The organism is Pseudomonas sp. Sample_16, from assembly GCF_004307665.1.
Classification (GTDB): domain Bacteria; phylum Pseudomonadota; class Gammaproteobacteria; order Pseudomonadales; family Pseudomonadaceae; genus Aquipseudomonas.
The window spans coordinates 3,661-10,023 of sequence record NZ_RCOB01000170.1 but is presented as its reverse complement, the minus strand read 5'-3'; the positions used below and the strand labels follow the sequence as shown (position 1 = coordinate 10,023).

General features: G+C 49.3%; 7 protein-coding genes. 5 read left to right on the top strand and 2 right to left on the bottom strand.

Annotation, left to right across the window (positions count from 1 at the left end; genetic code table 11):
* Positions 1-192: 192 nt before the first annotated feature.
* Positions 193-564, bottom strand: coding sequence for a hypothetical protein (locus D8U69_RS22660; RefSeq protein ID WP_130908166.1), 372 nt, complete (start codon positions 562-564; stop codon positions 193-195).
* A 361-nt stretch (positions 565-925) separates the two neighbouring features.
* Here D8U69_RS22660 and D8U69_RS22655 point away from each other — a divergent pair, with 361 nt between their 5' ends.
* Together D8U69_RS22655 and D8U69_RS22650 are read left to right on the top strand one after the other, a co-directional pair.
* Positions 926-1,108, top strand: coding sequence for a hypothetical protein (locus D8U69_RS22655; protein ID WP_130903522.1), 183 nt, complete (start codon positions 926-928; stop codon positions 1,106-1,108).
* Between the two features lie 526 nt (positions 1,109-1,634).
* Positions 1,635-2,279: a hypothetical protein gene (locus tag D8U69_RS22650; RefSeq protein ID WP_130903523.1), complete on the top strand. Its 645-nt coding sequence runs from the start codon at positions 1,635-1,637 to the stop codon at positions 2,277-2,279.
* A gap of 226 nt (positions 2,280-2,505) precedes the next feature.
* Here the strand turns inward: D8U69_RS22650 and D8U69_RS22645 are convergent, their stop codons facing one another.
* On the bottom strand, positions 2,506-3,165 hold the full coding sequence (locus D8U69_RS22645) for a response regulator transcription factor (RefSeq protein ID WP_130908165.1): 660 nt from the start codon (positions 3,163-3,165) through the stop codon (positions 2,506-2,508).
* Positions 3,166-3,541: 376 nt separating this feature from the next.
* Here D8U69_RS22645 and D8U69_RS22640 point away from each other — a divergent pair, with 376 nt between their 5' ends.
* The 3 genes from D8U69_RS22640 to D8U69_RS29525 all read left to right on the top strand — a co-directional run.
* On the top strand, positions 3,542-3,868 hold the full coding sequence (locus D8U69_RS22640; protein WP_130908164.1) for a hypothetical protein: 327 nt from the start codon (positions 3,542-3,544) through the stop codon (positions 3,866-3,868).
* A gap of 1,042 nt (positions 3,869-4,910) precedes the next feature.
* Positions 4,911-5,345 (top strand): hypothetical protein, encoded by a 435-nt coding sequence (locus D8U69_RS22635; protein ID WP_177434417.1) that lies wholly within the window; start codon positions 4,911-4,913, stop codon positions 5,343-5,345.
* Positions 5,346-6,060: 715 nt separating this feature from the next.
* The coding region (locus D8U69_RS29525; protein ID WP_177434592.1) for a hypothetical protein at positions 6,061-6,363 on the top strand (303 nt) is incomplete at its 3' end.

Here is a 6,363-nt window from a genome sequence, read left to right as displayed (position 1 = left end):
CCTACCTAGCAAAACTGCTACTTTTCTATCGAAACAGTATTCGCCCCTGATGGAAAAGAAAAGGCTCACCATCCTGGCTCTTTTGAAAGAATAAGCAGAGAAAAAGACCCACTTCTCGGTACCGCAGGGCTGGCCAGTAGCAAGGCCCGCCCATTAGTAGAGCGTCCACTCGGCTTCATCGCTACTGCGGTCTCAATTGGCTCTGCAATTGTCACCATGATACGACGAGCTCACTATTTTACTATCGACGATTTCGAAGGTCGTTACGCAAGACAAGGTTACGATCGTCGGCGGATACCCCCCATAACCTCGAGTATAAACCGTGTCGCCGGAAAGGGTCGATTGATAGATGGGTTCTGCCCCTGGAAGCATCACTGATTGATTATGATTATAAGTCAAGAAACGGTGCCCCTGGGACTCATAGACTTCGTCTGGCGGCCCCCAGCGTCGGATTAGGCTCAATTCCTCGATGCCTTGTAGGGCACTCAACATGTTCTGATATTTGGCCTCCGCGGCACAAGCAGACAGTAATAGCCCTATGAGGGCGAGCAGCAGCTGTTTCATTTCAGTCTCCCTTCACGCTCCACTTCAGCAGCTACGAATGCAGTGGCGCAACCGTGCGTTGCTCAGATAAGGTGCGCACCTACTGCAGCCCAAGCCAATTTATGGGCTCTTGCTGTACGTCATTAGTTTAATCCACTGCCCACAGTGCGGCTGCCAGTCCGATGTAGTATGCCTCTGAAGTCATTCAGAGAGCAGTCTTAGGTGTATGCCCTCTGGGCGAGGCGCTTGAGCTCATTGCTCTCTTGATGCTGGGCCGGCTATTCTCTAGAGGGTGACCGCTTTTTATCCCGCCTCGAATCGGCTAATGAGCGTCGCCAATGAACTAAAACTTACGCGTTGAGTGTTGAATAAAAGGCCGATGATGACCAAAGATGAATTGCGAACTGAACTGCTTCGCCAAGTGCAGCATTTTCAAGAGATCGAAGGCGGCGAATTAAAGACCTATGCCGCCCAGCTTCCACCCGACCGAAAAACATGGAAAAAAAAGCCCAGCGAACAAGCGCAATTGTTTCAGAAAGAGTTTGCGGAAGCAGAACGCTCATGAAATGCATGAAAGATGCGGCTTAGCTTCCGACGCCTGAGGCTAATATAACATTGAAGGTTGTGGCCGTATTCAATGAAGTCAGTGCGGCTGGTGTGCTTCTTTGCAAGAACAATCTAGGGAGGGTTGATGCTTGATCTCGATAAACGCGATCGATTTTGCGAGCATTATGGAAATAAAGGCAGGCATGCGGTATCACGCGCGGGCTCACCTCCTAAGCCAATTCAATATCTCGGAAGTTGCCATATCTTTGACCTTGCCCCCCCCTGTGGGTTGAACTGCAACATACCTATAGGGCGTTACCCTCCCCCAGAGCAGGATCGCCCTACAGAAATATTGTGTTGTGCGTTGCTAATCTCTCATACGTCAGGATGATAGACGTAGCTCAGCAATAAAATAGTATAGCGTTATCAGTGAGGAGCAAGAGGCTGACATTTATCAGAGCAATAAATTTTAAGGGTACACATTATTGACTGTAGCTATATCGAACGCTAACCCACGGTGACGTTGATGAAGAGAGGTGCCGGCGATGAGGGTAATTATCCCACTGGTTTTAGTAGCGCATACCGCTGCTGCAGCAACATCCGTGGATCTCGCAGTTCAAGGGACAGTCTCTCCTCCCTCCTGTTCGATTGCCCTAAGCGGTAACTTGAACATAGTTTTGGGGACAATTCCTTCGGGCGCACTGAATCAAACCGTTAGTACAAGCCTCGCTGACGTCCCGGCAGGCGACCTCAAAATTGGTTGTGCCGGCCCTACCTTGGTTGGATTATCCGCGGTAGATAATGTTCACCCCACAACCTACTTCCCCGTTGCTCAGGATGCCAAATATTTTGGACTGGGCACTGATAGCGACGGCCACAACGTTGGCAATTATCAAATTTATTTAGATAACCCTAGTATCGACAGCGCGCAAGGTTATATGACAATGTCCTCGAACAGTGGAAGCACTTGGTTTTCTGTGAGCGGCGCCAACAACGCCACCTTAGTCAGGGCCTCGCCCACTACAATCTCATCGTGGAGCAAAGTGGCCGCTGGATCTCCTCCATCATTGCTGACTACAGTATCTGTTCCAATGGTCATTAGGCCCATGATTGCGCCCAAAAACAGTATTAACACAACTGTACAGATTGAGCTGAGCGGCTCCGCGACGCTTGAGCTTCTTTATCTATGATTGCTGAGTGCTCTCGAGCCGCGCGTTGCGTTCATTGACTGCATTTTTATATTCACAGTTAAAGTCATAATCGAGCGTGACTCAAATGAGAGAGAGTTTGTACCCTTACACATTAAGCATGCGCGACATAACTCAGTGAATTCAGCAAAGTGTCAGCAGAAGGCAAACCGAGGCTGAGCCGCTGATTGACTAAGAGTAGTCAGGCGACGGCATCAGCCTTTTAACATTATTTAAATCTGTGTACAATTTCTACGACACTCTTAGCATTCAGTTTTCGTAGAGATCGGGTTTTGAAAGTGCTGACCGTTTTATCGCTTAACTGCATCCGTTCAGCGACCTGCATATTGCTCATCCCTTCAGATAACAATTGAAGAACCTGGCGTTCACGCACTGACAACCCCCTCATTGGATCGTCAACACTTTGGGCTCGCTCTCGCTCGACCCAGTCAGGATAAAATGTCTCCCCATTTCGTACACGCAATAACGCCATGGACAAAGCGCTGACCTCCTGCGCCTTGCTAACGAATCCATGGGCTCCCGCCAAAGCGCAGTTCATGATTGATAGTCGCGAAGTGTGGGCCGAAAAAACCAATGTTTTAATTGGTAACGCCAGCTGCTTTATATGCTCGAGAACCACCAAACCACTTAATGTGGGAAGATCCAATTCAGTGATCATCAGGTCGGGTTCATGCTGATGAATATACCGAATCGCCTCTCTTCCATCGCGAGCCTCTGCGATCCGCTCCAGACCATGTCGTGATAAACAAGTATGTAGTGCCAGCCGGATAAGCGGGTGTTCATCTACTATGAGCACCTTGTTGTTAGTGGGTTTGCGCCGGGACTTACTGGCGCTTGATTCACTTAAAGTATTACACGACTTGTCCATGTTTTACTCGCTAAGTAATTATTGTTGGAGGCCGGTAGCCATTAGTACCGGGTCTGAATTTATTTGCCCTAGACAGAGAAGAGCAATGTTGTGCGATGAAAGCATATTTATCTACTCCAGCATACGCGCTTTGGATGGGTCATGACTGTAGGGATTTCCCGCAGATGGCTTGATGACTATCAAAACTGACAGGACACCTAGTACCTCACCGGCTCAGCGCTGACTCTATTTGCAGTATTTACCTACAGAATTGGATTCTAGGCTGCGGGTTTAATGCGCACCGACGCGGCGGTCAGTCTAGAGACGCTGAACAGCAGTCATGAATCAAGCGTTACCACGGCGGATGATATAAAAAGACGCTTAATGAGGTTACTACGTGAACGACGAGCCAAAACTGGTTTCACGCGAGGCCATGCTGAAGGCCTTGGAGGAGCAAAAAAAAATATTTTTTGCCGCTGGACACTCAATTCAGCAGATTCAGGCAGGGATCAGTGGGCTAACCGGGCATAGCATTCCTGATGCCCATTACCTTCGGTTACGAAAGGAGCGTGCCAAACTTGCGCCCGCTTTACGTAGACTGGCGCAAGCAGGTAAAACACTCAGCGCGGCGGCGCTGACGCTGAATATGAAAACCGCTCGAGCGCAAATAATCGCCCGAGAAAATGCCATTCAGTTCCCCGTCGAGGGATTTCGCTCTGAATAGCACAAGCCGTGCGTCGGCGCGAAAGGCGCTAGCTGACTTTACCTCGCCAAGGGAGCGATGAGCTTTCAGTGTTATCTCAGATACACCTGCAGTTGTAATAGGATAGAAAAAGTCCGTCATGATATGCGATAGAGCGCCGCTTCCCGCTGCCACTACAAATCCTCAATTAACGGTTGGTGCTACTCGTTTCTTCTGAGCAAGCATCACATGCGTTTTACTCTCGATAGCGAATCAGCTTGCTCTAAGCTGTGGCCGGTCTTGGCAAAGCTGCAAGGAAGTGCAAGCGACAGCGCAACTCCGAGCTGCTCAAATTCAAGCCCTGGACAGGAACACTAGGTTCATCCCTACAAGCGCTGCGCTTTCCGCCTACAGGCTTAAAGCAAATTAACTAATAGAATCGATCCCCTGAGAAAGCTAGCGGTGCGGGCGGTGCCCGATTTTTAAAGGTGGGCGCTTCTTTTTTCCAGGGCCCGCTCGCTAGCTTTCTCCCAGAATGCCCATGTTTTTTTTCAGCTAGGATCCAATCAGCGCAACCACAATACGTTGTACTTAAGGTTGCTGCGTACGTCCTGATCGTTTAACTGGTTGCACTCGGAAGGATACCAGCTCTCTCTGATGCATGGGAGGTATTTTGGCCGAGCGCTATTTGGTACGCGGATGGACTTGTCGGCCTCGGCCGAGTAGTTAGAAAGCAGTACTATCTCCCTACAGGGTATTAGGCGCTTCCTTACAGTGCAAGCCGCTGAACTATGGCGCAATGCATGAGCTGCCGCCTCGCTCACCACGCTGATTCTTTCTGAATGGTGCGCCACTTCAAGATATTAAAAGAGGACTTTCCCGTGAAAAAGCTCCTGCTAGTGCCCTTTGTCACATTGATCCATCCGGTTTTAGCGGCAACCTCGGTCGACATGCAGGTGCTCGGAACCATCAACCCACCATCATGCGACCTTACGATAACCAGTGGCGGAAATTTTTCTTTGGGCACGGCAATTGTTTTACACCAAGCGGGAGTACCCAACTGCCTACCAGCACAGCATTGCAAATGAATATCGCTTGTCAAAATCCGACCCTGGTAGGGTTCAAAGCACTGGATAACCGAGCTAATACAGTTGTCGTATCCAACAATTTCAACTTTGGGTTGGGTCTCGACGGAGGTGGTAATAAAATCGGCGACTACATTCTGGAAATTTTGAACGTTAATATAGACGGCAGCGCTGGTGCTTTAAAATATAAGACCACAACTACTTGGAATAATGCCGGCGGCGCAGGTGGTGGTGGAAAGCTAATCCCCTATGGCGTTCGGCCAGATATTTTTTCTCTCGGGTCCACGAGCACCACCCAAAACAACCCAGTAGCATTTACCACTGCCTCTTATGACCTCGCTGCGACAGCAACGATTGCTCCAAAAAACACGTTAGATGCAAATAGTGATATTAGTTTAGATGGCGCCGCCACTGTGGAGTTAATTTATTTGTAATTTGACACATGCGTTAGGGTAATAAATGTTACTGAAAGCGACGGCGCGAAACAACCGCTAGGAGCGGTTGGCAGCTGATTTATCGCCCGGCAGCTCAGGTCCCTAGCCAGCTCATCAATGCTGCCAGCCGTTAGTCCCCGGGAAGCCTTAAATCGCTCCAGGTCGTTGCGCGCACCGGAGCACAGGAAGATTTTGTGATACTAGATTCGCCCCTACCACTAAATAGTTATAGTACATTGGCCTATTCTTTCTTAGGGAACGGTCCTTCACCGACACGATAAGGATGTCTGGCCGCAGATAAACAGCGACTTATCGACCCTAGGGACAGCACCCACCAAAAAATTAATGGTTTTTTACAAATGAAGGTTTTCCCTACTTACAGCGATCCGGCCCTTGAGTTAGATTCACATTGAGAGCTAAGCGCGCACGCTTGAAGCTGAGAAAGAACTTAGCGTCAGAATGCGCGCCCTTTCGAGCACCAGTAGTGACAGTGCACTTTGCCCACATCTCTTGCCCTGGGAGCTGTGGGTTTTTTTCTTTGAAGCCAGCTTAACTTGGGAGACGGCTTTACTCTCGCTTCCCGGAGCTACCCATCGTACAAGCGACATTGCGGGATTTCCTTACAGACAGATTAGTGAGTTAGGTCGAATATGCCGCGCTGAACGTGTTCGCAGCTTATAGGGGCGAACATCAGCGCCTGATGGGAGGTTCATAAATGGTGTCAACCAAAATGCGAAGCGCGTGGATAGCGGTAATTGTGTCGTTGATGATCACAGGGTTCGCTCATGCGGATCTTGCAAAAGGTACTCGCGCGATAATTCCGGCCGAAGTGCCCCTGTGCAATATTCTCAGCATCGATGCGGAAATGACGTTACTGGATGCAGGTATTTCAAAAGCAGTCAAAGGTTGCACACTAAATACCAAGCCTCAAGATGCGGTTCTTTTGATGAACTATGAGAGTTTAAAAATGGGCAAATATAGCCGGTGGTACCTTCTCGACACGGAGGAAGAAACGTTC

What these genes read in the sequence shown, in the direction of transcription:
- D8U69_RS22660 (WP_130908166.1), bottom strand. Translation starts at nt 564, where the DNA reads ATGAAACAGCTGCTGCTCGCCCTCATAGGGCTATTACTGTCTGCTTGT.
- D8U69_RS22655 (WP_130903522.1), top strand. Translation starts at nt 926, where the DNA reads ATGACCAAAGATGAATTGCGAACTGAACTGCTTCGCCAAGTGCAGCAT.
- D8U69_RS22650 (WP_130903523.1), top strand. Translation starts at nt 1,635, where the DNA reads ATGAGGGTAATTATCCCACTGGTTTTAGTAGCGCATACCGCTGCTGCA.
- D8U69_RS22645 (WP_130908165.1), bottom strand. Translation starts at nt 3,165, where the DNA reads ATGGACAAGTCGTGTAATACTTTAAGTGAATCAAGCGCCAGTAAGTCC.
- D8U69_RS22635 (WP_177434417.1), top strand. Translation starts at nt 4,911, where the DNA reads ATGAATATCGCTTGTCAAAATCCGACCCTGGTAGGGTTCAAAGCACTG.